This is a genomic window from Comamonas fluminis (genome assembly GCF_019186805.1).
GTDB classification, from domain to species: Bacteria; Pseudomonadota; Gammaproteobacteria; order Burkholderiales; family Burkholderiaceae_C; genus Comamonas; species Comamonas fluminis.
Genome location: NZ_CP066783.1, coordinates 4,687,403 through 4,711,839, shown reverse-complemented (window position 1 = coordinate 4,711,839; position 24,437 = coordinate 4,687,403). Strand labels below are relative to the sequence as shown.

The window sequence follows — 24,437 nt, the reverse complement described above, 5'->3', positions numbered from 1 at the left end:
GCCACAGCAGTGGCGCGAAGCCAGGATGAAGTTCTTCATCTTTGATAGCTAAAGCCGCAGGGGGGCAGTGCGTTCAGGCGTGTTTTTTGGCAATTCCTGTGGGCCAATCGGCACGCACTCGCCCTGTCAACGCTTGCCTGCGCATTCATGCGCGAGAGCACTGGCTTTGAAACCCCATTCACCAATAAATCATTCCATCGGATTTTGCGTTGGTGAATGAGGGCATGCCGAACAGAAACGATTTTCTGTGCGACATCGATCACAAAAAAAGTGCGCAAAAAATGTGATTTCTGAATCAGGATATAAGAAAAAACTCCATATTTACCATAGGTTTAGTGCATTTTTGGGGCTGCTGTCATCTTGGCGGCAGCCAGTGCTGAGAACTGCTTTGGACAATCGCGCCAGCCTGACCGGTGTGGCACAAGAAATGGTCTGAATCGATGCTCGAACCATGGCTTTGTGACGACGTAGGCATGCCATGCATGCACCGCTGGCCCATGTTCTTCAGTGCATCCTCATCAGAAAATGGAGATAGCAATGCAGCGATCAGCGATTGGAAAACCTGCTTCAGGCTGGGTGCAGTGCGCACTGGCTGGACTGATGGCGCTAGGCTTGAGCGCCTGTGGCGGCGGGGGGGATGACCCACTGGCCAAGGCGTGGCAAACCTCTTGGGCTACCGCACCTACCGGACCTGCCTCGTTATCGAATACCGAGCTTTTTCTCCCTTTGATTACGCTGGACAACCAGACCGTGCGTTTGATTGTGCGCAGCAACGTCGCGGGCAATCAGATTCGCATTCGGCTCTCCAATGAGATTGGCGATGCCCCGGCTGCACTGGAGATTGGCGCAGCGCATGTGGCCGTGCGTGATAAAGGAAGCTCCATCGTCTCTGGCACCGACAGGACGCTGACCTTCGGCGGCAAACGTGATGTCGTGATTCCTGCCAAAGGAATGGTCTACAGCGACCCGGTGGATTTGAGTGTGGCAGCCATGAGTGATCTGGCCATCAGCTTGTATCTGCCCAAGAAAACCGTGGTGCAAAGTGCGCACTTCGTGACCCGGCAAAACAGCTACCTCAATCCCGGCAACGAGTCTGCGGCCGTAGCGCTGTCTGCTGCCGTCCCCACCTCATCCTGGTTTGTTGCCACAGGCCTGGATGTCATGTCCTCCAAGCCCATGACACTGGTGGCTTATGGAGACTCCATCACCGATGGTTTTGGGGATTCCTCCATGCGAACCGATGCCCCGACACCTTGGCCTAGCTGGCCCAGCAGGCTGGCCGATAGAGTGGCGGCTGCGAGTAACTTGGCGGGTCTGTCCGTGGTCAATGCAGGCATTTCCGGCAACCGCCTGATGAGTGATGCGCCGAACCTTGGAAACTCTGATGCCGCGTTGAGAGCGCGGGCGGTCTATGGGCCCAAAGGCGTCTCGCGCTTTCAGCGTGATGTGGTGGAGCAGCGTGGCGCATCGTGCGTCGTGATTTTGCAAGGCATCAATGACATCGGCATCGGTGCAATGGAAGGCAAGCCGGTTACCAGCGCACAAATCACAGCCGCATACCAGCAAATGATTGCGCAGGCGCGCGGCGCGGGCATGAAGGTTATTGGTGCGACGCTGCTGCCATTCGCTGGCTACGCAGCGCCCTACTACTCTGCAGGCAACAATGCCATACGCGAGAGTGTCAACCAGTGGATTCGAACGAGCGGCGCCTATGACGCGGTGATCGACTTCGACGCCATCGTGCGCGACCCTGGCAACCCTTTGCAAATGCAAGCCCAGTACGACAGCGGTGACCACCTGCACCCCAATGACGTGGGTTACAAAGCAATGGCTGATGGCATTGATCTGTCCATGCTGCAAAAGCTCTGCATCAAGTCATAAGCGTTTGAAACGAGCAGGAAGAAGGCTTGCGGGGGCCATCTTTCTATCTGGCGATATGTCTTTGCTTTGGTCAGAAGGCGGGTCTCGGCCCGCCCTCTGTCGCAAGCGGTTGCATCTAATTTGATAGCTAACCACGCTTGATATACCAAGGGTATAGCCTTGTATGCCTATGAATTCATCATTGAAGCCAGATTCTTGATGAGCCAGCCAAAAGCCAGGCCCCACCCACAGATACACAGCAATCCCTCCACCCCACATCCCGCAAACGCACCATAAAGCTTTGCGCGGCCTGCAAGACTGCGGCAGGTCACATCGGCTATAACCAATCCATCCTTGAAACATGAAGATACAGGTTGGAGGGGGAGGCAATGGCGGTACTCATACCCGCGCTGGGCAGTTGCGCGGGGCGCATGACCAGTGGAGAGCGACGATTGGCGGAGCGTCTGCAGCAAAAGCTGGAAGACGACTATCTGCTGTGGTGGGATGTGCCTATTGGCCCCAAGCAGACGCGGCCTGATTTTGTGGTGGTGCACCCGCGCCGGGGCGCGCTGATTCTGGAGACCAAGGACTGGCATCTGGACACCATTCGCAAGGCCACGCGCGAATATTTCGAGATTCTGGACAGCGGCACCAGCCAGCCCAAGGTGGTGATGAGCCCGCTGCAGCAGGCCCGCCACTGCGCCATTCAGGTCATCAACGCGCTGGAGCGCGACGTGCAACTGGTGCAGGGCGACGGCCCCCACCAAGGCAAACTGGCCTTTCCCTGGGGCCACGGCGTGGTCTTCACGCGCATCACGCGCAAGCAGTTTGATGCAGCGGGGCTGGGCGATGCGCTGCCCGCCCACCTCGTCATCTGCCAGGACGAAATGACCGATGCCGTCGATGCCGAAGCCTTTCAGCAGCGGCTGTGGGACATGTTTACCCACAGCTTTGGCCGCGCCATCACCCTGCCCCAGCTCGACCGCATCCGCTGGATACTCTTCCCCGAAGTGCGCGTGCCCCGGCAGCAAAACCTGTTTGGTGAAGGCCAGGAGCCGGACGAAGACGAACTGCCCGACATCATGCGTGTGATGGACCTGCAGCAAGAGCAACTGGCGCGGTCATTGGGGGACGGCCACCGCGTCATCCACGGCGTGGCGGGCTCGGGCAAGACCATGATCCTCGGCTACCGTGCCGAACACCTGGCGCAGACGCAAGGGCCGGGCAGCAAACCCATCCTCGTGCTTTGCTACAACGAGCCACTGGGCGTCAAACTGGCCGCCAGCATGGAAGCCAAGGGCCTGCAAGACCGCGTGCATGTGCGCCACTTCCACAAATGGTGCCGCGACCAGCTGGTGGCCTACAACCTGCTGCCCGAAGACACCCAGCGCTGGCCCGTGGACAAGCTCATGGCCGAATATGTGCAGTGCGTCATCACCGGCGTGGACAACAAACACATTCCCGCAGGCCAGTACCACGCCATCCTCATCGACGAAGGCCACGACTTTGCGCCCGAATGGCTGCGCCTGGTCACCCAGATGGTGGACCCGAGCACCAACAGCCTGCTGTTGCTCTATGACGATGCACAAAGCATTTACGACCGGGGCCAGAAGCGCAACTTCAGCCTCAAAAGCGTGGGCATACAGGCATCTGGCCGCACCACCATCCTCAAGATCAACTACCGCAACACGCGCCAGATACTGCAACTGGCCCACCGCGTGGCGGGCGACATGCTCATGCCCGAAGACGCCAAGGACGAAGACAGCATCCCGCTGCTCAAACCCCTGAGCTGCGGCCGCGAAGGCCCCGAGCCCATCGTCATCGACCTGCCAACCCTGCCCGAACGCGCCGCCCGCGTGGCCGAGCTGCTGGCCGACCAGCACGCCCAAGGCCACGCCTGGGGCGAAATGGCCGTGCTGTGCCGCCACTACGACGAAATGGAACTCTGCGCCGACGCCCTGCAGCGCAAGCGCTTGCCCTACCGCATGCGGAAAAAGGCAGGCCAGTTCAAGCCCGAGGAAGACTCCATCAAGCTCATGACCATGCATGCGAGCAAGGGGCTGGAGTGGCCGGTAGTGGCTGTTGTTACTTCGGAGGAAGAGCGCAAGGCCAAGGATGTGGAGAAGGATTCAGCGTTGGAGGCTCGCCTAATTTATGTAGCAGCCACACGAACTACGCAAAAATTGATGATTTCTTTGAAATAGAAAATTTAATTGGATAGAGAATTATGTTTGATGATTACGATTATAAATCTTCATCCCTTTTTCAAGTTACTTTTAAGCAGCGGAGTGAAGATCGGTTACTTCCTTGGGAAATTGCAGGGTTCTTTAATCAGTTCAATACAGTTTATTATAAAAATGATCTTTTGAATTCAATATCGTCAGCTTTACTAAGGGGAATAAGTCCAAAGGATATAATCATATCCGAAGGATCACTTCCACTTAATAGGCGGTATGCTAAGCTTGATTTATTGCCTGAGTTTGAGGCTGCAAGATATTTTTACCCTATAGGGAAGCCGCACTCTCTCGTTCCAAGTATAAAAACCCGCAATATAAATTTTCTGTATGAGAATTTTTATGGAGTTAATTCATTATTGCACTCCAGAAAATTTCGGCCACTCGGAATTTCATATTTGGTGAATGCTTTGAAAATTCAAAGCGAAAAGAGTGATCTACATGCGGAGCAGTATTTAATAACGACAGCAATTAAGTTTTCTGAGCAATATCACAAAAAATATTCAAAACACTACGCTGATAGAACTCCAATAGAAGAGTCGGACATCACGGCAAAACTGTCAAAGATAAAAGAAAAACAAAACAAAAGTCTTAATATTCTAAAGGAGATTGAAAATTTCGATGATGCTCTTCTTGAAAGGGTGCTTTTTTCTACCAAAAAAGAAGATAAAAAATATCAAAAAGAGTTGGGGGTATTTTTTGAAATATTTAATCATACAACCAGACCAGTTGTATATATAAGAGTTGGTGATGGCTATATAAGAATTCTATCGCGATCACTAGTTAATAAAACTGTTGGAGGTGGTTTAGAGTTAAAGTCGGCTCAAAAAAATAGCCCGCTTCTTGCAATATTTCAAGGGGCCGCTACACTTTGGCAGACCCAAGTGGATGTGCAGCATAAGAAAGAGATGCACAAAATGGAGATTCTGATAAAGGAGCAGCAACTGAGAGAGGCGACGGCTAAAGCCAATATGGAAGAAGAGAAATTTCAGCAGTTCAAAAAAATTAGTTCTTTTGAAGTTGCAAATGAAATTATTCAATCAGATATATTTGACCATCAAAGATTGCCAGAATCACATATCAAAAGAAGGCTAAATTCAGCGTATGCAAATAATCAAGAAAAATCTAGAATTATCTATACTCAGCAAGATATGGAAATTGTGAAAGGGTCGATGATAAAGATCGATATTCAAGCATAAAAATTTGCGCGTTTGATTCACTGGAGAAGAGCTTGTTTTTATCGCAGATGACAATACAAAATTTGTTTGATGGCTACTTGTGAATGATTTATTCGGGCTACAGGCTGATTTGAGCACCATGCTTGATTCGCGGATAGAGGGCGGGTCTCGGCCCGCCAGCCGACCTACTTTCTTGCTGGTGCAAGAAAGTAGGCAAAGAACACCAGCCCCTACTTCCCCCGACCCTCCGGCTTCGCCTGCGGGCAACCTACGCCGCCAAGCTCTTGAGGCTGTGCGGCAAAACTCACTTCGAGCTTCGCTCTCCGTTCAAACAGTTGCCGCAAATATGTTGACGATGCAGTTGCACTCTGCGGTGCAACTGCCAGCCCCAAGAACTTGCCGTCGCAGGCGTGGGCACAAGGGGCAATACCAAATGCGGGATAGCTTCTTTCAGAATTGATAGCTGCTACCGCAATCTGGATAAGCGCTAGAAGCTCATTTCTTCACAAGTCTTGCAGGCCGTCCGTGCCCGCATCCACCCGTGTGTCAGCGCCTGTGGCACGCGGTTCAGGCTGCGGGCATTGGCACCGAAGAGTGCCAATGCTTCGTGAACTGACTTGCCGCCGCTTGTCTGAGCGCAGCGGCGTGCCGCGTAGCGAGTTCGGCGGCACCGCAGAATGAATTGCGTGACGCAGGTTTGCCCGTAGCGAAGTGAAACGTAGCGTAGGGACGCAGACATCCGGGGCGTGTTCTTTTGCCTTCTTTGCTTGCACGAGCAAGAAAAGAAGGTCGCCTGCCGGGGCGAGACCCGGCCTCTGAAATAAGCAAACTCACAAGAATAATTTTGATAGCTGCTTACGCTTGATAGATAAGCGCTAGAGGCATATTCGACTCCGCTCCATCCAAAACCAGCCTCCCATAAAAAATGCCACCCAGAAAACTGAGTGGCATGGTTTTGAGAGAAGGCCTAACGAAGGCGATCAGGCCGTCGCTGCGTTCTCCGCACTGGGGTCATCCACACCCCGAACGCTCTCGCGCAGATTCTTGTCCTTGACCTTGTCCAGGTCGGTTTCCACCGCACGTTTGAGCTTTTCAATCGCGGCGCTGAAAGCGTCTTTGACCTTTTCGGCTTCGGCGTTCACCGCAATGGGGGGACGGCCAGTGGCCCGGGTTTCCAGCACGCATCGCTTGCCGGGGCCGCCGGTGGCCTTGAGGGCGTCCACGCCCGTGAGAAAGACCTCCACACGCACCACATACTCTTTCAGGCGGGCCAATTTGGTATTGATTTCCTCCTGCGCCCATTGAGCCAGAGATTCTCCACCCTGGATGGAATCGTCGGCATGAACCTGTACTTGCATGCAAATCCTCCTAAGTCACCAAATGCCGCACCACTGCGGCGAAAAGTTGTCGGGGTACCCTGGAGTGTGTCCGAGGAGAGTTCGGGACGCACTCTTGAATCGGGTCAGACCATCGTAACGCCAGAATCAGGCCCTGCCCATAAGGACTTGTTACGTGATTGGCCCGTGGGGCTTTTGACCATTGTGCGCAGGGCGTAAGGGGCGCCGGTCGGGATTGGCGCAGGAGCCGCTTCTATCTGCAGCACGCTTGAGCCAGAGCAATGAAAGGGTGGTGATGGGGGCGGTGATGGGGGAGGGGATGGGCGCATTTCTTGCCGCCCGGGTCACCTTGCACCGTCAGGCACTGTCAGCGTGCAGGCGTGGTGGTGGAGGCTGTGGCTGCTGGCCTGGGGTCGGTCACAAAGCCGATGCGGGTGAGGCCCGCAGCATGGGCCCAGCCCATGATTTGTACGACGCGGCCATAGGGCACGCTGGTGTCGGCGCGCAACTGGACTTCGGCCTGCGGGTTGCGCTGGCCCAGGTCTTGCAGTTGCTGCTGCACTGCAGCATCGGCAGTGGCTGTGCCGTGCAGCCAGATTTCGCCCTGCGGGTTGACTTCGACCATCAGCGCATTGCCTTGTGCCACCTGGGTTTTGGGTGTGGCGGCCTGGGCTTTGGGCAGTTGCACGCGCAGGCTGGCGGCCAGCATGGGCGCGGCCAGGATGAAGATGACGACGAGCACCAGCATCACATCGACCAGCGGCGTGACGTTGATGCTGTTGATGGGGGTGTCGCTGCCGGTGCGGCTGCTCATGCGTCCGAATGGCATGGCGGGGCTCCGGTCAGTCTGTGCTTTGCCCGAATTGGGCGTGCAGGTCGTGGGCAAAGCCTTCCAGCAGGGCTTCCAGCGTGCTGGCGGCGCGGCCCAGCAGGTTGTAGGCCAGCACGGCGGGCAGGGCCACGGCAAGGCCTGCGGCCGTCATGATCAGCGCTTCACCCACGGGGCCAGCCAGCTGGGCAATATCGACCTGACCGCTGCCCGCCAGCGTGCCCAGTGCGTGGTGTATGCCCCAGACGGTGCCCAGCAGGCCGACAAAGGGGGCGGTGGCACCAATGGTGGCCAGCAGGGTCTGGCCCCACTGCAGCTGGCGTGAAGATTCGCCCAGTGCGGCGCGCAGCTGGCGCATCAGGCGCTGGCCGGGCGCGGCGTTCTGGCCCAGAGAGGCGCCTGGCGCTTCCTGGGCCTGGCCTGCCACCGCATCGGCCATGGGGCGCACCAGCCCTTGTGTATCCAGCGCCTGCACGCGGGTCTGCGCCTGCGGCAGGTCGGGCATTTGCCAGAAGGCCTGCATGGCGCGGGGCACGCTTTGGCGGGCGCGGGCCATGAACCATAGCTTGTAGAGGATGACGACCCAGCTGAGCACGGACATGAGCAGCATCACCGCTGCTGTGCCGCGTGTGACGGTGTCGCCCTGTGCCAGCCATTGCCATGTTCCTGCGGACATTGAGACTACCTCGCTCCAAAAACAAAAAAAGGGCCACCGGGGCCCCTTTTTCGATCAGCGCATCAGCGCAGGTTCAGCACATCGTACATATCGTACTGGCCGGTTTTCTTGTCGGCCAGGTAGCCCACGGCGCGCAGGCTGCCATTGGCATAGCCGGCGCGGCTGCTGGACTTGTGCGAGATCTCGATGCGCTCGCCCGTACCGGCAAACAGCACGGTGTGGTCGCCCACGATGTCGCCGCCGCGCACGGTGGCAAAGCCGATGCTGTCAGCCTTGCGCTCGCCGGTGTGGCCATAGCGTTCATACACGGCGCGGTCAGCCAGGTTGGTGCCCTGGGCTTCGGCAATGACTTCGCCCATCTTCAGCGCTGTGCCCGAAGGTGCATCGACCTTGTGCTTGTGGTGGGCTTCGACGATTTCGATGTCGTAGCCGCCTTCCTTCAAGGCCTTGGCGGCCATTTCCAGCAGCTTGAAGGTGACGTTGACACCGGCACTCATATTGGCCGACAGCACCACAGCCGTCTTCTTGGCAAACTCGCCAATCTGCGCTTTTTGCGCGTCAGAGAAACCGGTGGTGCCGATGACCACGCCCACGCCCAGGTCAGCTGCCACGGCCAGATGCTCCATCGTTCCTTCGGGGCGGGTGAAGTCGATCAGGCAGTCGGCCTTGGACAGTGCAGAGTGCACATCGCTTTCGATCTTCAGGCCGCTGGGCTTGCCCAGAAAGGCCGAGGGATCGGTGCCGATGGAGGGGCTGTCAGCGCGGTCCAGCGCAGCGGCTAGTTCGCAGTCGCTGCTGTTCAGAATGGCTTCGATCAGCATGTGGCCCATGCGGCCGGAGGCACCTGCCACGGCAACGCGCTGGCGGGGTGTGGAGGAGGGAGATGCGGTCATGGCGCTATCACTCAGAATCAGAAAAGTCGATGGCGGGTGATGGCACCAGCCATGTGAAAAAAAGGAGCGTGCATCGCAAGCTGCACAAGGGGTTCAGGCTGTTTTTGCACTGAACCCTGTGTGCTTAGCGCGATTCCAGCGGTGGGTAGCTGGCGGCAGCGGGGGGCAGGTTGCTGTTGCTGGCTTCGGCGCTGTCGTCATTCTGGCGGGCCGGGTATTTGGCCAGCTGGGCTTCCGTGGCTTCGAGCTGGGGCACCTTGGGTTTGCCCTTCATGCCTTGCAGGCTGGCCACGAATTCAGATTCGGACGGCATCTCGTCACCTTCGGCGCGGGCAAAGCTGTCGCCATTGAAGAAGACGGTCAGCTTGCGCACCTGTGGGTCCACACCGGGGCGCTTGATGGTGAAGACATATTCCCAGCGGTTGGAGTGGAAGACGCTGGTCACCAGCGGCGTGCCCAGGATGTCGCGGATCTGCTGGCGGCTCATGCCGGGCTGCAGTGCCTGAACCTGTTCCTTGGACACAAAGTTGCCCTGCACGACCTCCACTTTGTAGGGGGTGATGGAGTTGGCAACGCGGTGCGCGGCACCATCGATACTGTTGCAGCCGGCCAGTGCCGCTGCGATTGCCAACGTCAGGGCCAGACCTGCGCGGCTACGGGCTTGAACATGCATGGGTAATGGCATAGGGATATGATCAGGTTCATTGTAGCGGCAGGCTCCGCCAGCCCCTGGAGATTCCCTCGTACCATGGTGTAAAGCTTGGCGGGGTTATCCGGCAGGCCCCTGCTTGTGTGCCCTGAGTCCACCAAGAGCGAGTGACATGAAAAATATTGATGAACTGAAAAGCACAGGCCTCAAGGCCACCCTGCCGCGTCTGAAAATCCTGGAAATTTTCCAGACGGGTGCCCAGCGCCACATGACGGCAGAAGACGTGTTTCGCGTGCTGCTGGACGAGCGCTCGGACATCGGCCTGGCTACGGTGTACCGCGTGCTGACGCAGTTTGAGCAGGCCGGCATTCTGATTCGCAGCAACTTCGAAAGCGGCAAGGCTGTTTACGAACTCAACGAAGGTCAGCACCACGATCACCTGGTCTGCACCAGCTGCGGCAAGGTGGAAGAGTTCTATGACGCTGAAATCGAAAAGCGCCAGAACCTGATCGCCAAGGAAAAAGGCTGGGTGATTCAGGACCACTCCATGGCTCTGTACGGCCAATGCGCAGCTTGCGCAGCCCGCACCGCCGCGAAGTAAGGCCTGAGGCTTTTGAAAAGGGCAGAGCATGCAAGTGCTCTGCCCTTTTTACGTTTGCAAACGGCTGTTTACCTGCTGCGCGACATGGCGGCGGCGATCTGCGATAGCGTCAAGCCCATGTTCAGCTTGCAGGCCTATGCTGGGTTTCTTGACGAACAAAGGCATGAGGTCGTTCATCCATGCGATTGATTCACGGCTTATCTCCCCGTTACGGGCTGGCCTGCCTGGCGCTGGCGGCCTTGGCGGCGTGCTCGCCCCTGACCCCTGTGCCCGCAGGCCGATTGAGCACCCAGGCAGCGCAGGCGCTGGATAAGGCGGCACTGCCAGATGTACTCAACGCACAGCAGCGGCAGCAGTGGCTGGACCGCGTGACCTGGGGCGCGACAGACCATGACATGGCCCAGCTGCAGCAGCAGGGCCTGCGCAAGTGGCTGGCCGCGCAGCTGACTCCATCGCTGCAGCCCATGCCTGCTGCGGTGCAGCAAAACATCGATGCGCTGAGCATCAGCCAGCAAAGCATGGTGCGAATTCAGCAGGATATTGCAGCGCAGCGAAAGCAGCTGCAGGCCGAGAAAGACCCGGATGCCTCGGCAAAGCTGCGGCAGCAGCTGCAAAAACAGCTCAATCAACTGAGTGCCGAAGCGCAGCAGCGCCAGTTGTGGCGGGCGCTGTATTCGCCGCATCAGTTGCAGGAGCAGATGACCTGGTTCTGGATGAACCACTTCAATGTCAGCACCCGTAAGGGCGATGTACGCATGTGGGTGGGCGACTATGAGGAGCAGGCCATTCGTCCCCATGCGCTGGGCAATTTCCGCGACCTGCTGGCCGCCAGCCTGCGCCACCCGGCCATGCTGCTGTATCTGGACAACGCCAGCAACGCCGTGGGCCATATCAATGAAAACTATGCGCGTGAGCTGCTGGAGCTGCACACCATGGGCGTGGGCAGCGGCTACACACAGGCCGATGTGCAGGCCATGGCCCATGTGCTGACGGGTGTGGGCTTCACCACGCGGGAAGCCGATGCGCCGCCGCCCAAACTGCGAGCCGAGCGCCAGGGCGACTATCTGCGCCAGGGCTTTTTCGAGTTCAACCCCAATCGCCATGACTATGCGCCGCAGACGCTGTTGGGCCAGCCTTTGCAAAAAGCGGGAATGGCACAGGTTAATGAGGCGCTGGACCGCATTGTCTCTTCGCCAGCCACTGCACATTTCATAGCACGCAAGCTGGCCACCTATTTCCTGGGCGACAACCCGGCGCCTGCTGTGGTGGAACGCACTGCCCAGGCCTTTGCACACGGCCATGGCGATATTGCGGCAACGCTGACCACCTTGCTGACGGACGCGCAGGCACAGCAGTTCGGCCAGCGCTTCAAAGACCCGGTGCATTATGTGCTGGGTAGCGTGCGGCTGGCCTATGACCAGCGGGTGGCCAGCAATATCAGCCCCGTACTGGGCTGGATCAACCAGCTGGGGCAGCCTTTGTATGGCTATGAAACGCCTGACGGCTATGCGGCGGGCCAGTCGGACTGGTCCAGTTCAGGCCAGATGAACAGCCGTTTTGAAGTGGCCCGCCAGATAGGTGCGCGGGGCGCTGTGCTGTTCCGCAGCAATGCCAGGGACCCGCTGGAAACCCCGCCCTATCCCGATCTGGCGCAGCGCAGCCCGGTTCAGGCCCGCATGGGCAGCCTGAGCGCAGCCACGCGCGCGGCGCTGGGTCAGGCGCGTAACCCGGCGGACTGGAATACCTACTGGTTGTCGTCGCCCGAGATGATGTTTCGCTGAGCGCAGACAAAGGATGTTGTGATGCAAAGACGCCAATTCCTTCACTGGGGTGCTGCAGCACCGCTGGCCTGCTATCTGGGGCGCGGCTTGGCAGCGCCGCTGCAGGCTGCAACGCCACGCTTTTTGCTGGTGTTTCTGCGCGGGGCCTATGACTGCAACAGCTTGCTGGTGCCCACGCACAGCGATTTTTACTACCAGGCGCGGCCCACAATTGCGGTTGCCAGACCGGGCGAGGCCAACGGCGCTTTGCCGCTGGATACGCGCTGGGGCCTGCATCCCGCGCTGCAAGGCAGTCTGCTGCCTTTGTTCCAGCAAGGACAACTGGGTTTTGTGCCATTTGCGGGCACGAATGATCTGAGCCGCAGCCACTTTGAAACCCAGGATTCGATCGAGCTGGGCCAGCCGCTGGCCGGGGGCAAAAGCTATCAGTCGGGCTTTATGAACCGTCTGGCGCAGGTGCTGCAAAAGGACAGTCGCCGCACAGTGACGCCCATGGCCTTTACCGCGCAGTTGCCGCTGAGTCTGCGTGGCGATGCCCAAGTGGCCAATATGGCGCTGGCTTCGGTGCGCAAGGCTGGTGTGGATGACAGGCGCAGTCAGATCATTGCCTCCATGTACCAAGGCACGGCGCTGGATGCGCCGGTGCGCGAAGGTTTTGCGGTGCAAACGGCGGTGCAGCGCAGCGTGCAGGAAGAGATGGACAAAGCAGGGCGAGACGCCATCAGTGCCAAAGGTTTTGGTCTGGTGGCCCAGCGCATGGCGCACCTGATGCGCGATCAGTACGACCTGGGCTTTGTCGATATCGGCGGCTGGGACACGCATGTGAACCAGGGCGGCGCTAGCGGCAATCTGGCTAATCGCCTCGAAGACCTGGGTCAGGGGCTGGCGGGTTTTGCGCAGGCCATAGGTCCGGAAAGCTGGCGCCACACGGTGGTGGCGGTCATCAGCGAATTTGGCCGCACTTTCCGCGAAAACGGCAACAAGGGTACGGATCATGGCCATGGCACGGCGTACTGGTTTCTGGGTGGAGGTCTGTCTGCACAGGCGGGCGGCAAGGTGCTGGGTGAGCAGATCGACGTGACCGAAAAAGCGCTGTTCCAGAACCGCGACTATCCGGTGCTCAATGAATATCGCTCCGTGCTGGGCAGCTTGTTTGCTCGCATGTACGGGCTCAGCGCAACGCAGCTGCAGCAGGTGTTTCCGCAGGCTGAGCCTGGAAAGCTGCAGCTGGTCTGAGGCTCAGAACGACTCGCCGCTTTCCATGGCGCGGCGGTGGCGCATGACGAATTCCTGATAGGTGTCGATGCCGCGAAGCTGCAGGATGGCGTTGCGCACAGCGGCTTCCACCAGCACGGCGATATTTCGGCCGGCCACCACCTGAATCACCACCTTGCGCACCGGCACGCCCAGCACGTCCTGCGTCAGCGGCTCGGCTGGCAGGCGTTCGTATTCCCGCTCCATGGTTTCCTTGCGCACCAGGTGCACGATGAGCTTCAGGCGCATCTTGCGGCGCACGGCGGTTTCGCCAAAGATGGCGCGCACATCCAGCAGGCCAATGCCGCGCACTTCCAGCAGGTTCTGCAGCAGCTCAGGGCACTTGCCTTCAATCGTGGTCTGGTTGATGCGGTACAGGTCTACCGCATCGTCGGCCACCAGGCCGTTGCCGCGGGTGACCAGTTCCAGCCCCAGCTCGCTCTTGCCCAGGCCAGACTCGCCAGTCAGCAGCACACCCATGCCCAGAATGTCCATGAACACGCCGTGCATGGTGATCCGGTCGGCAAAGTGCTTGGACAGGTAGGCACGCAGCACGTCGATGACGAAGGCTGATTGCTCCTTGGTGGAAAACAGCGGAATGTGCGAACGCTCGCACATGGAAATCAGCTCTTCAGGCGCTTCCTGGCCGTCGGCCAGCACCAGCACGGGCGGCTCCAGCGTCACGATGCGGGCCACGCGGCGCAGGCAGTCCTGCGAGGTGGCATTGGTTAGGTAGGCGATTTCACGCTCGCCCAGCACCTGCAGCCGGTAGGGGTGGATGTAGTTGAGATAGCCCACCAAGTCCGCCCCGGAGCGGGCCGAGCGCACAGCCATTTCGTCAAAGCGGCGCTCCGAGGCGCCAATGCCTGCCACCCATTGCCAGCGCAGGCTGGAGTTGCGAAAGGCCTCGAACAATACGTCGGCACTGATGGCGCTGGGTCTCATGGGTGAATCTCTTGGGGCTCAGGCAAGCAAAAGGCCTCTGGCCGGTGACATGACCACCGGGCAAAGGCCCTGACAGAACAGATGACCCTGGGCGCTGATGCAGTGCTCAGGGCTGTGCATCTCAGACTGCGGGTGCGGCGGACGATTGCCAGTTGGCAATCATGCCGTGCAGCTGCGGTGCATCGTTGCAGGATTTCAGGCGCTCGCGCAGCTGGCTGTCGCTGAGCAGCTCGGCGATCTCGGAGAGGATCTCCAGATGCTTTTGCGTTGCCGCTTCGGGAACCAGCAGGAAGATCAGCAGGCTGACCGGCTGTTCATCCGGCGCGTCAAAGCCGATGGGGTTTGCGAGTTGGAAGACTGCTGCCATGGGGGCAGTCAGACCTTTGATGCGGCCATGGGGAATGGCAACTCCGTGCCCCAGACCGGTGGAGCCCAAGCGCTCGCGCGCAAACAGGCTATCGGTAATCAGGGCACGAGACAGACCATGCAAGCTCTCAAAGAGCAAACCCGCTTCCTCGAAAGCGCGTTTCTTGCTGGTGACATCAACGCTCACAAGCACTTGAGCGGCGGGAAGAATAGAAGCTAGGCGATTCATGGTGTGATCAACAATTATGCACCGCAGCGCTGAAAACCGTGGGGAAACCCTGATCACCATCAAAAACCGCCCCTAGGGGCGGCGCTTCAGGCGTTGTAACAAGGCGACAACCTTGCCACAAATCGGCGCAAACGCTTGGCTTGCGCCTCGCTGTCATCAAACTGACACTGCCTCGACCTGACTGCCCTCTGGGGTCAAGCGTTTGGCGATGGAGCGATTGTCCTGCTGCCGGGTCTTGTAGCGCATCACCACACGATCGAGCTTGTCTGCCAGTGCATCCACGGCGGCATAGAGATCGAAGTGCTGGGTTTCAACGAACAAGTCTTGCCCTTTTACGCGCACCGTGCAACCGGCGCGTTGTCGTTTGTCTTTTTCCTTTTGCTTGTGAACAGTGAGAAGTACTTTCACGTCCACAACCTGATCGAAGTGCCGAAGAATGCGGTCCAGCTTGGCCATGACGTAACTGCGCAGCGAGGGAGTGACCTCCAGGTGATGCCCGCTAATTGTCAGATTCATAACAAAACACTCCTTTGCTCTCAGTGAAATCACTGCGGTTTCACCACCTTGGCGGTCGGTGCCGCAGCCTTGCAGTTCGGAATGCGCATTCGTCTTTGCCTGTGAACTCACTATGCGCCCGGGCTGGGCAAAGGCCAAGAAAAAATGGTGATAGCGCAGGCTCGCCAGGGGCCTTGTCGCCCAGTTTGATGGCGGGCTGTTTTGGCTTCACAATGAGTGGCTTTGGGGAAACTGGGCAGAGCTTTTGCCTGGTTGCCTATCCGAACTCTGTGGCAGCGCATGCCGCCTGGCAAAGACCGTGAGGGTTAAAGCCTGTGGATGCGCCCTTAAAATCGCGTTTTTACGCAGCCGCCTCTCGGGCCTGCGACGCTGGCAGCCCCCTATGGCTTTCAGGCGCCTGCTGACCGACTGCACGCCTGAATTGCCTGACAGCCCAATTTCGACCATGACCACCCAGCCTTCTGCTCTGCACACTTCCAACATTGCCTCGCTGCCTTTGCTCGCGCGTGGCAAGGTCCGCGATAACTACGCCGTGGGCGACGACCGCATTCTGATGGTGGCCTCCGACCGCCTGTCTGCCTTTGACGTGATCATGGGCGAGCCCATTCCCGGCAAGGGCGTGCTGCTGACGCAGATGGCGCTGTTCTGGTTCGACAAGCTGGGCCATATCTGCCCTAACCACCTGACTGGCGAAGCGCCCGAGTCTGTGGTCAAGCCTGAGGAAGTCAAGCAGGTGGAAGGCCGCTCCATGCTGGTCAAGCGCCTGAAGCCCGTGCTGATCGAAGCCGTGGTGCGTGGCTATCTGGCCGGCAGCGGCTGGAAGGAATACCAGGAATCGCAAGCCGTGTGCGGCGTGAAGCTGCCCGCTGGCCTGACCAACGCCGCCAAGCTGCCCGAGCCCATCTACACTCCTGCCGCCAAGGCCGAGATGGGTGACCACGACGAAAACATCACTTACGAGCGCACCGTGGAAATGGTGGGCGAGAAACTGGCTGCCCAGATTCGCGACACGGCTATCCAGATTTACAAGGAAGCGGCCGAGATTGCTCTGACCAAGGGCATGATCATTGCCGACACCAAGTTCGAATTCGGCCTGACCGAAGACGGCACGCTGGTGCTAATGGACGAGGTGCTGACCCCCGACAGCTCGCGCTACTGGCCGGTGGAAGGCTACGAGGATGCGCTGGCCAAGGGCGAGAATCCTCCCAGCTACGACAAGCAGTTTGTGCGTGACTGGCTGGAGCAGGCTCAGGTCAACGGCAAGGCCTGGGACAAGAAGGCGCCCGCGCCCCGTCTGCCCAAGGAAGTGATCGACAAGACCGCTGCCAAGTACCGTGAAGCACTGGATCGCCTGACCGCCTGAGCGATCAAGCGCTGAATACACAAAGGCCCCCGGATTTTGGTTCGGGGGCCTTTTGTTTTGATAGCTGCTTGCGCTTTTAGATAAAGGATTTCAGATTGAAAAATGTCTGAAATCCTTTAAAGGCATAGGCTGCCAGCTATGTTTTTAATGGTGGTGGCCGTGACCGCCGTGCACATGGCGGTGCTCGATCTCTTCGGGCGAGGCTTCGCGCACTTCATTAACCAGACCGGTAAAGCGCAGGGCCATGCCAGCCAGAGGGTGGTTGCCGTCCAGCAGCACTTCCTGGCCCTTGATCTTCATGACGTGATAGATCTGGGGCAGGCCCTGATCGTTGGTGCCGCGCAGTTGGCCGCCCACCTTGACGCCTGCGGGGAACTCGCTTTTGGCAATCGTGCGCTTGAGGCTTTCATCACGCTCGCCAAAAGCTTCTTCGATGGACAGGTCCACGGTGACGGTGTCGCCTTTTTTCTTGCCGTCCAGAGCTGCTTCGACCTTGGCGAAGATGTTTTCATAGCCGCCATGCAGGTAGGCCACGTCGCCCTTGTCCAGCAGTTTGACGGCGATGCCGCCAGGGAGCAGCTCGTGAATCTTGTAGTTGATGGTGACGGCGGTGTCTTTGGTGATGTTCATGGCAGTTGGCGGTTCCTAGAGATGCCTGCACGCCCCAGCCTGTGGAAGGCTGCGGCCTGAGCGGCTCCAAAACAAAGCCGCCACGGCCCGCAAAGGTCGTGGCGGTCAGGCGCACATTGTGGCAGCGTTTGAACAACCGCCATCCGGCGCGCCATTTTCAGGCGGCAGCCGTGGCTGGGGGCAGGTCGTCCTCCGTTGCGCCGGGGTAGCGCGCAAAGCGGCGGTTTTCGGCACCGTGCACAGGGTCGTTGTCCTTCCAGGGCCAGCCGCCGAACTGGGTGCGGCGGTAATCCTGCATGGCCTGCATGATTTCCTGCTGCGTGTTCATCACGAACGGGCCGTACTGGGACACGGTCTCGCCAATCGGCTTGCCCTGCAGCAGCACCAGCTCTGCGGTGACATCGCCGGTGTTGACCAGCTCCAGATCGCTTTGGGCATCCACATGCATGGCCTTGTGCCCGTCCACGGCCTGGCCACCCACTGTCATGCGCTTGCCTACAAAAAAGTAGAGCATGCGGTGCGTTTCCGCGCCTGCCGCCCGGGGCATGGTCCAGCGCGCGCCGGGCTCCAGCTCCAGCGTCCAGATGGCGACATCGCTGCCGTCCTGAGAAGCCCAGGATTCGGGGGGCGGTGGCAAAGCCTTGTCTGCCCCTGGCAGTGAACCAGCGACCACGGTGACCGTGGTCTGCTTGCCCGCAGCATCGCTGAAGCTGGCGCGCGGAATCTGCTCGTTCCAGAACATGGTGAAGTGCGGCTCCACCATCTTGTTTCTGGCGGGCAGGTTCAGCCAGATCTGGAACAGCTCCAGCGGGTTGGGCTTGTCGCTATTGAGCAGCGGGAACATTTCCGAGTGCTGAATGCCTTTGCCCGCGGTGAGCCACTGCACATCGCCGCCGCCAAAGCGTGCGGCTGCGCCCAGCGAGTCGGCATGGTCGATGCGGCCCTTGCGCACCAGCGTCACGGTCTCGAAGCCGCGATGGGGGTGGCCGGGAAAGCCGGGCACCTGCTCGCCGTGGTACATGGAAAAGCCGTCCTTGGCGCTGAAGTCGCTGCCCATTTCGCGGCCTTCGAATTCCACGGCCTCCACGCCCATCTTGCCGTCGCTGGCAGGGTAGCTGTCATCGTGGTGAGCGCAGAACAGGAAAGGGTCCAGGCAGGGCCAGCGTGGGCCCAGTGGGGCGCTTTCCAAAATGGGGTTATGAGTCGTGGTGGTCATGGTGATCTCCTGATGGGCTCGGCTATCCGCAAAGCCTGACCCTTGGAAGATAAGGCCGGGACCACCTATTGAAAGACCTCATGCATGGGACAGTACCCACCGTTTTTGCAACAGTTGGTGCCTGCCCCGCAGACCACAGGCTTAGCCGCGTGGCGGAATATTCAGGCCTTTTTGCACGCTGGGCCGCGCCACAAAGGCGGCCAGCACGCGTTGCAGCTGCGGGAAGTTCTGCCAGCCCACCAGCTCGCCCGCGTTGTAGCCGTTTTCATCGACCATATTGCGCACCCAGGGCCAGATGGCGATGTCGGCCAGAGTGAACTGCTCGCCCATGATCCATGCGCGGCCCTGCATGCGCTGCTCCAGCACGCCCAGCAGGCGTCGGGATTCATTGATGTAACGGTCACGCGGGCGCTTGTCTTCAAAGTCCTTGCCACCGTATTTGTGGAAAAAGCCCACCTGGCCAAACATGGGGCCCACGCCGCCCATCTGGAACATCAGCCACTGCAGCGTTTCGTAGCGGGCGGCAGGGGCCGCGGGCAGCAAAGGACTGCCAGATTTTTCAGCCAGATAGATCAGGATGGCGCCGGATTCAAACAAGGCCAGCGGCTGGCCGCCCGGGCCTTGCGGGTCAAGGATGGCGGGAATCTTGTTGTTGGGGAAGGTGCCCACGAACTCGGGGGTGAGCTGGTCCTCGGTCTGGAAGCTGACCAGGTGCGCCTCATAGGGCAGCTGCATTTCCTCCAGCGCAATCGACACCTTCACGCCGTTGGGCGTAGGCAGCGAGTACAGCTGAATGCGCTCAGGGTGTTGGGCAGGCCATTTGCGGGTGACGGAAAAGTCGGCGAGGGTGTGGGTCATAGGGGTGGCTCCAGAAGAAATGGTTTGCCTGCCGCATCGTAAAGGCAGAGCCCGTTCAGCGCAGCAATTGCCAGAACATCTGCACGCAGGGCGATGGTGCCTGCTGCATGCTGACCAGCGCAATGCGCGAGTGGCGTGTTGCATCGGCCAGCGGGCGCAGCACAACGCCCGGCGGGCAGACACGCTCGTAGACGCTGGGAATGATGGAGAGCCCTAAGCCTGCAGCCACCAGTGCCAGCATGGTTGATGTTTCGCGTGCGGGCTGGGCGATGCGAGGGACAAAGCCAGCTTCGCTACACAGAGCCAGAATGTGCTCGTGCAGGCCGCCGCCGAGCACGGCGGGGTGCAGTACAAAGGGCTGATCGGCCAGACGACTCAGTGCGACAGGCTGATCGTTCGTAGTCGTCGTGGCCTGACTGGCTGGCAGGGCCAGCATCAGCTCGTCGCGCCACAGCGTTTGCTCGCGAATGGGAACGGGAATACGAAACGCGGGAGAGGGGCGCATGAAGCCAATGTCAATATGCCCTGCGGTAAGCGCCGCAATCTGCTCGCCCGTTGTCATGTGCTGCAGATCCAGCTCGACCAGCGGGTGACGGCTGCGAAATTTGCGCAGCATGGCGGAGAACGCATCGAACAGCGGCACCGAGGCTGTGAATGCAATGCGCAACCGTCCGGCCAGGCCGTCAGCAGCCATGCGAACTAGCTCGCCCGCTTGCTGGTGCAGCTCCACAATCTGCCGCGCTTTTTCCTGCAACAGCAGGCCCGCTGGCGTCAGCGTGACGGCGCGGCGTGAGCGCTCAAACAGCTGCGCGCCCATTTCTTGCTCTAGCAGGCGAATCTGCTGGCTCAGTGGGGGTTGGCTCATATGCAAGCGCTGGGCCGCACGGCTGAAGTTCAGCTCATCGGCCACAGCCAGAAAACAGGTCAGGCGGCGCAAATCCATAGGACGATTTTCGTATCAAGTCCAGACGCAAACGGTATTGGACCCGAGGGCTGTAGCTTTTCACAATCCTCACAGGTGTAGCGGCTATGACAAACATAGCTGCTGGCGCTTTACCAACAAGGGCTTGAAGCCATCTAGCCTGAAAAAATACGGAGACACGTCGATGAACACGCCTTTGAATCTGTGCCGCGCCCGTCGCATCTTGCTGATTGGTGCCGTGGCCATGGCCGCTGGTTGCGCCCAGCAGGCGCCCAAGCTGCAGGCAACACAAGAACCCGTACGCTTGATGACCTCGGGTGGCTTTACCGCTGCACACAAGCTGCTGGCGCCGCAGTTCACTGCACAGACCGGGATTGCCGTCGAGTCAGCCTATGGCTCATCCATGGGCGCATCGCCCACGTCAATTCCCAATCGCCTGAGCAAGGGCGAAAAGGCCGATGTGGTGATTCTGGCCCGTGGTGCGCTGGATGAGCTGGTGGCCAAGGGGCTGGTCCTGCCCGGCACGCAGGTTGATCTGGTGCGATCGGCCGTGGGTATTGCAGTGAAAAAGGGGGCACCCATCCCAGATATCAGCAGCGAAGACAAGCTGCGTCAAGTGCTACTGAATGCCAAGAGCATTGCCTATTCGGCCAGTGCCAGCGGTACTTATTACGAAACTCAGATGCTCAAGAAGCTGGGTATTCACGATCAGGTCATGCCCAAGAGCAAGAAGATCGTGACTGAGCGAGTGGGCACCATTGTGGCGCGTGGTGAGGCAGAAATCGGCTTGCAGCAGGTCAGCGAGTTGTTGCCGATTGAAGGTATCAGCTACGTGGGAACGCTGCCGCCATCGGTGCAGCACTACACCTTCTTCTCTGCGGGGATGGCCAGCACCTCTACTAACCCGAAGGGGCTGGAGCAGTTGCTCAAGTTCTATACCTCGCCTGCGGCGGCCAAGACCATCCGGGATACAGGTCTGGAGCCAGTCGCTGAACTCCGCTGACCGGATCGGGGATAAAAAAGCCCGCAGACTGCTGCTTTGCGGGCTTCTTCAGGGGCTCTGAAAATTTACTTGGCGCCGGCAGATTTTTTCTGCACCAGCTGCACGGTCAGGCCTTGCTGGGTGACGGTGATGGCTCCAGGCTCCATGGCCATGGCATCTACCAGGGCCAGATCCTTGTCCTGCAGCTGATAGAGCACGACCTGTGCCAGCGCCTGTTCCGCCAGGGCGGTGGAGTAGGTGGCCAGCATGTCGCTCATGGCGGGGGCCAGCCCATCCATGTGCAAGCTGTTGACCTTGATCTGGTAGGCACGCAGTGTGCGGTCTGAAGGCTCATAGCGCAGGGAAAAATCCACATTCAGCTGGCCGCTGTATTTTTCCCTGAGCACTTTGCCAAGGAGTTCGGCAGGAATCTGGGCGTTGATGGCGTTGCGCTCGGGTGCCATGGTCAGCTGGGGGGCGCTGAGGTTCAGCTGCAGCAGGCCTGCCACGGGAAACTGCCTGGGAAAGCGGGCGGAGACCATTTCCTGGAGCTTTTGCTGGCTGACGCTCACGCTGCTGGGCATGGCTTTGCCAGAACAACCTGTGACGGCCAGGCCTGCGCCGACCATTGCCACCATCAACCACGAGCGCCTATTCATCACAACAGCCTGACTTTGCAAACAAACCTGAAACCTGGAAACCTGTTGAAACATCAGCGCAGAGCGCTATGTTTTTTGAGGCAGTTATTTTCTCTCTGGACCCTAATCCCCTGAGTCGCAGGGGATGATGGAAGTTCCTGCTTTTTCGGCCAACAGGTCGCAAGAGACGGCATTTTTTAACGCACATCGCGTCAAAACGTTGACAGACAGAGGCGCGATGCACGGTTGCCTGCTCTGGCTGACAGGGGGAGCAATGGGCTTGAGGCCACAATCAGCCCATGACTGAACATGCAAAACCGACTCATATTCAGGCGCTGGACGCTGTGATTGCGGACGCCACCCTGCCGGATCAGGTGCTGGCGCACTGGCTGGGCAGTGCCAGGCCGGATAACCATGGGGCTTTGCAGCACAAGCAGCAATGGTTTACCAAGTCGCCTGCGTTTGATGAGCAACTGCGGGAACGCTTTGGTCTGGCGGTGGAAGCTGCTCTGGGCGGCGCGTTGCCACATTGGGCAGAGCAAGGCCCCTGGGAGCGGCTGGCGCTGGTGCTGCTGCTTGACCAGTTCACCCGCAATATCCATCGCAATACGCCGCAGAGTTTTGCGGGAGACCCGCTGGCCCTGACGCTGGCCCTGCAGGCTATGGACAGGGGCGATGACCTGGCGCTGCCAGAGGTGGTGCGCGTGTTCATGTATCTGCCGCTGGAGCACGCAGAGGATATGGCCATGCAAAAGCGCAGTGTGCAGGCCTTTGAAGCGCTAGCGCAGGCGGCAGGGGATGATGAAACGCGTGAATATCTGGTGGGGTCGCTGGACTATGCGCACCGCCACCAGGATGTGATTGCGCGTTTTGGGCGCTTTCCGCACCGCAACCCCATTCTGGGCCGCGCCAGCACGGCCGAGGAAGAGGCCTATCTTTCCCAGCCTGGCGCGGGCTTTTAAGGGGCGCCCCTTTGTCTCGGGGGGCGTGGTTTACCAAGTCGTGTGGCTCTCTCTCAAGACCCGCGAGTCACCTCGCGCAGGCTGGGCTCCTTGCGGGGCTTGGGGCTTTGGCCCGCATCGCGGCGGCGCAGGGCCCAGCGCTCTACGGTGTAGAAGGACAGCGCGGAAAGTGCCGTGGAAATCAGCAGGCCGGCCACCACAGTGACTTGCCATGAATAGTCGGCCCGCAGATAGCGAACCACGGGGTAGTGCCAGAGGTAGATGCCGTAGGAGAGCTTGCCCAGACGCATCAGCATGGGCGTGGTCAGCATTTCGTAGATCACGCCAACAGGCTTTTGCACCGAAACCAGCAGCACGATGGCCGCGCATTCAACCACGGTGATGCCCCAGACCATGGCGTGTTGGTTGTCCCATTCCAGTTCCATGATGAGTGGCACCGCCAGCACAAACCACATGGTGTAGGCGCGCAGAGATTGCAGGCGCTCGATCCACTGCGGTCGCTCCAGCATCAGCGCGGCCAGCAGTGCGCCAGCCAGCAGGCCTGAGGCGCGGGTATCGAAGCGGAAGAAGATTTCGTAGAACTTCTGATCCTGCATCACCCAGAAGATGCGCCACAGTGTGCTCAGCACCCACAGTGCCAGCAGCGGAGCCCAGACCCGGCCGGGCATGGTCTTGCGCAGCATTAGCACCAGCAGTGGCGGCCAGACCAGATAGAAGTGTTCTTCGACGGACAGTGACCACATGTGCAGCAGCGTGTCGGGGCTGTCGAAGAAGGCGATGCCGTAGTCGGCCAGGTAGAGGATGGAGACAAGCGCGTCCGAATAGATATCGGTGAGGTCTGGCCAGAGGATGGGTGCCACCAGGCAGTAGGCACCGAGGAACAGGGCCAGCGCTGGCATGAGGCGAAAGAACCGGCGGCGGTAAAAGCGCCAGTAATCCAGCTTGCCGTGCTGCTGGAACTCCATCAGCAGCAGCGATGTAATCAGAAAGCCGCTGAGTACAAAGAACAGATCGACGCCGAAGAATGCACCATCAAACAAGGGAGCGTGGGCATGCGAGAGGATCACCAGAAGGATGGCTACACCTCGCAACCCGTCGAGCGCTGGGTTGTAGCGCAGCTTGTAAACGGACTCCACCAAAACCGGACACCTTTCCTTTCGCCCAAGCAGGGGCCGGGCTTGCAATGGGCAAAGCAGCCGGGCGCGTGGCCCAGCTACCGCAGTATTCAGAAGTTTGCGCAAGAGGCTGGTAACAGCGCTTTGCAGGGGCCTGGGCCCTGGGCGCATGTGCAGTGGATGCCGCATGCAAAGGCTTGGCGGAGGGCGACAGCGCGGTCGCGCAGAGGCCAAGCCGGGGGTGCTGCTCATGGGGAAACATGGGCAGACGCGGTCGATTTAAACAGATTTTTAGGCCTCTCCCAAGCCTCATATGCGGGTTGGCAAGGGCAATGGGGCGAAATCGGCGCTAAGTCAGGATTGTGTTAACAAATCCGCACAAAAAATGATGATTTCGTAATGC

At 59.3% G+C, this 24,437-nt stretch carries 23 protein-coding genes; 9 read left to right on the top strand and 14 right to left on the bottom strand.

Going from position 1 to position 24,437, the window contains the following annotated elements; genetic code table 11:
* The first annotated feature begins 537 nt into the window (after positions 1-537).
* From JDW18_RS21870 to JDW18_RS21860, 3 genes are all read left to right on the top strand, one after another.
* Positions 538-1,881 (top strand): SGNH/GDSL hydrolase family protein, encoded by a 1,344-nt coding sequence (locus JDW18_RS21870; protein ID WP_218241678.1) that lies wholly within the window; start codon positions 538-540, stop codon positions 1,879-1,881.
* A gap of 368 nt (positions 1,882-2,249) precedes the next feature.
* Complete coding sequence (locus JDW18_RS21865; RefSeq protein ID WP_218241677.1) at positions 2,250-4,064, top strand: DEAD/DEAH box helicase; 1,815 nt, start codon at positions 2,250-2,252, stop codon at positions 4,062-4,064.
* A 23-nt stretch (positions 4,065-4,087) separates the two neighbouring features.
* Complete coding sequence (locus JDW18_RS21860; protein ID WP_218241676.1) at positions 4,088-5,293, top strand: hypothetical protein; 1,206 nt, start codon at positions 4,088-4,090, stop codon at positions 5,291-5,293.
* 959 nt (positions 5,294-6,252) lie between these two features.
* Here the strand turns inward: JDW18_RS21860 and JDW18_RS21855 are convergent.
* From JDW18_RS21855 to JDW18_RS21835, 5 genes are all read right to left on the bottom strand, one after another.
* A complete protein-coding gene (locus tag JDW18_RS21855; RefSeq protein WP_218241675.1) occupies positions 6,253-6,630 on the bottom strand; it encodes an HPF/RaiA family ribosome-associated protein in 378 nt (125 codons plus the stop codon).
* A 346-nt stretch (positions 6,631-6,976) separates the two neighbouring features.
* On the bottom strand, positions 6,977-7,438 hold the full coding sequence (locus JDW18_RS21850; protein ID WP_218241674.1) for an ExbD/TolR family protein: 462 nt from the start codon (positions 7,436-7,438) through the stop codon (positions 6,977-6,979).
* Between the two features lie 13 nt (positions 7,439-7,451).
* Positions 7,452-8,114 (bottom strand): MotA/TolQ/ExbB proton channel family protein, encoded by a 663-nt coding sequence (locus JDW18_RS21845; RefSeq protein ID WP_218241673.1) that lies wholly within the window; start codon positions 8,112-8,114, stop codon positions 7,452-7,454.
* 62 nt (positions 8,115-8,176) lie between these two features.
* Entirely contained in the window at positions 8,177-9,007 is an 831-nt protein-coding gene (dapB, locus tag JDW18_RS21840; RefSeq protein WP_218241672.1) for a 4-hydroxy-tetrahydrodipicolinate reductase, read from the bottom strand.
* A 124-nt stretch (positions 9,008-9,131) separates the two neighbouring features.
* Positions 9,132-9,680 carry an outer membrane protein assembly factor BamE gene (locus JDW18_RS21835; RefSeq protein WP_218241671.1) on the bottom strand — a complete coding sequence of 183 codons (549 nt, stop codon included), beginning with the start codon at positions 9,678-9,680 and terminating at the stop codon, positions 9,132-9,134.
* Between the two features lie 148 nt (positions 9,681-9,828).
* Here JDW18_RS21835 and fur point away from each other — a divergent pair, with 148 nt between their 5' ends.
* The 3 genes from fur to JDW18_RS21820 all read left to right on the top strand — a co-directional run bounded on the left by fur (position 9,829) and on the right by JDW18_RS21820 (position 13,274).
* Entirely contained in the window at positions 9,829-10,257 is a 429-nt protein-coding gene (gene fur / locus JDW18_RS21830) for a ferric iron uptake transcriptional regulator (protein ID WP_218241670.1), read from the top strand.
* A 179-nt stretch (positions 10,258-10,436) separates the two neighbouring features.
* Positions 10,437-12,038, top strand: a complete 1,602-nt coding sequence (locus JDW18_RS21825; protein ID WP_218241669.1) for a DUF1800 domain-containing protein — start codon at positions 10,437-10,439, stop codon at positions 12,036-12,038.
* 21 nt (positions 12,039-12,059) lie between these two features.
* On the top strand, positions 12,060-13,274 hold the full coding sequence (locus JDW18_RS21820) for a DUF1501 domain-containing protein (RefSeq protein ID WP_218241668.1): 1,215 nt from the start codon (positions 12,060-12,062) through the stop codon (positions 13,272-13,274).
* A gap of 3 nt (positions 13,275-13,277) precedes the next feature.
* Here the strand turns inward: JDW18_RS21820 and hprK are convergent, their stop codons facing one another.
* The 3 genes from hprK to hpf form a co-directional block, all read right to left on the bottom strand.
* On the bottom strand, positions 13,278-14,237 hold the full coding sequence (gene hprK, locus JDW18_RS21815; protein ID WP_218241667.1) for an HPr(Ser) kinase/phosphatase: 960 nt from the start codon (positions 14,235-14,237) through the stop codon (positions 13,278-13,280).
* A 121-nt stretch (positions 14,238-14,358) separates the two neighbouring features.
* On the bottom strand, positions 14,359-14,832 hold the full coding sequence (locus tag JDW18_RS21810) for a PTS sugar transporter subunit IIA (protein ID WP_218241666.1): 474 nt from the start codon (positions 14,830-14,832) through the stop codon (positions 14,359-14,361).
* 156 nt (positions 14,833-14,988) lie between these two features.
* The gene (hpf, locus tag JDW18_RS21805; RefSeq protein ID WP_218241665.1) at positions 14,989-15,348 is read right to left on the bottom strand and encodes a ribosome hibernation-promoting factor, HPF/YfiA family; all 360 of its coding nucleotides are present in this window, start codon (positions 15,346-15,348) and stop codon (positions 14,989-14,991) included.
* 445 nt (positions 15,349-15,793) lie between these two features.
* On the opposite strand from hpf, the gene JDW18_RS21800 reads away from it, so the two are divergent.
* Complete coding sequence (locus tag JDW18_RS21800; RefSeq protein ID WP_218244026.1) at positions 15,794-16,711, top strand: phosphoribosylaminoimidazolesuccinocarboxamide synthase; 918 nt, start codon at positions 15,794-15,796, stop codon at positions 16,709-16,711.
* Between the two features lie 144 nt (positions 16,712-16,855).
* Here the strand turns inward: JDW18_RS21800 and JDW18_RS21795 are convergent, their stop codons facing one another.
* From JDW18_RS21795 to JDW18_RS21780, 4 genes are all read right to left on the bottom strand, one after another.
* Positions 16,856-17,341, bottom strand: coding sequence for an FKBP-type peptidyl-prolyl cis-trans isomerase (locus JDW18_RS21795; RefSeq protein ID WP_218241664.1), 486 nt, complete (start codon positions 17,339-17,341; stop codon positions 16,856-16,858).
* 157 nt (positions 17,342-17,498) lie between these two features.
* Positions 17,499-18,557, bottom strand: coding sequence for a pirin family protein (locus tag JDW18_RS21790; RefSeq protein WP_218241663.1), 1,059 nt, complete (start codon positions 18,555-18,557; stop codon positions 17,499-17,501).
* Between the two features lie 141 nt (positions 18,558-18,698).
* Positions 18,699-19,415: a glutathione binding-like protein gene (locus JDW18_RS21785; RefSeq protein ID WP_218241662.1), complete on the bottom strand. Its 717-nt coding sequence runs from the start codon at positions 19,413-19,415 to the stop codon at positions 18,699-18,701.
* A 55-nt stretch (positions 19,416-19,470) separates the two neighbouring features.
* On the bottom strand, positions 19,471-20,358 hold the full coding sequence (locus JDW18_RS21780; RefSeq protein WP_218241661.1) for a LysR family transcriptional regulator: 888 nt from the start codon (positions 20,356-20,358) through the stop codon (positions 19,471-19,473).
* 163 nt (positions 20,359-20,521) lie between these two features.
* Between JDW18_RS21780 and JDW18_RS21775 the strand changes: the two genes are divergently transcribed.
* Positions 20,522-21,340: a substrate-binding domain-containing protein gene (locus JDW18_RS21775; protein ID WP_218241660.1), complete on the top strand. Its 819-nt coding sequence runs from the start codon at positions 20,522-20,524 to the stop codon at positions 21,338-21,340.
* Positions 21,341-21,405: 65 nt separating this feature from the next.
* Here the strand turns inward: JDW18_RS21775 and JDW18_RS21770 are convergent, their stop codons facing one another.
* Positions 21,406-21,957 (bottom strand): DUF1439 domain-containing protein, encoded by a 552-nt coding sequence (locus JDW18_RS21770; RefSeq protein WP_246610170.1) that lies wholly within the window; start codon positions 21,955-21,957, stop codon positions 21,406-21,408.
* A 299-nt stretch (positions 21,958-22,256) separates the two neighbouring features.
* Here JDW18_RS21770 and JDW18_RS21765 point away from each other — a divergent pair, with 299 nt between their 5' ends.
* Positions 22,257-22,919, top strand: coding sequence for a DUF924 family protein (locus JDW18_RS21765; RefSeq protein WP_218241659.1), 663 nt, complete (start codon positions 22,257-22,259; stop codon positions 22,917-22,919).
* Between the two features lie 53 nt (positions 22,920-22,972).
* Here the strand turns inward: JDW18_RS21765 and JDW18_RS21760 are convergent, their stop codons facing one another.
* Complete coding sequence (locus JDW18_RS21760) at positions 22,973-24,058, bottom strand: acyltransferase family protein (RefSeq protein WP_246610168.1); 1,086 nt, start codon at positions 24,056-24,058, stop codon at positions 22,973-22,975.
* Between the last annotated feature and the right edge of the window lie 379 nt (positions 24,059-24,437).